The following is a 427-nucleotide window of genomic DNA, read 5'->3' as shown; positions in this document are numbered from 1 at the left end:
CACCGCCAACGGCCAGGTCGCCGCCGAAGACGCCTACCTGTTCAACCTCTGGGGCGGCACGCTGAAGCCGCTCGAGGTCGTCGACGGCAACGCCGTGCTCGAGGGCACGACGGTGCACGTCAGCCCCGACGCCGCCGAGCTGCTGAACCAGACCTTCGACACCGACGCCGTCCAGGACGAGATGCTCGTCGGCGTCGCGAAGATCACCGCCGCGACGGAGTAGCACTCCTCCGCGGCTCGATCCGGCACGTGCCGGATCGGCCTCGAACCCGGTTTCGAACCATGAACCCCGTTTCTTCTGGGTTCATGGTTCGACACCGGGTTTTTCGGCACCAGCCAGGATTGAGACACGTCGACAAGCAAGTTTCGGGTCGCCGAAACCTTGCTAGGGTCGAGTCATGAGCTCGACCGACGCCCGCCGCGCCGA

General features: G+C 66.0%; 1 pseudogene. It reads left to right on the top strand.

The features are described from left to right. Positions 1-223, top strand: a pseudogene (locus tag ASG05_RS16685) (hypothetical protein); the annotation flags it as partial. Between the last annotated feature and the right edge of the window lie 204 nt (positions 224-427).

The organism is Frigoribacterium sp. Leaf186 (assembly GCF_001423905.1).
Taxonomy (GTDB): Bacteria; Actinomycetota; Actinomycetes; order Actinomycetales; family Microbacteriaceae; genus Frigoribacterium.
Note: the sequence above shows the minus strand (reverse complement) of the source record. Positions and strands in the feature narration are given on the sequence as shown.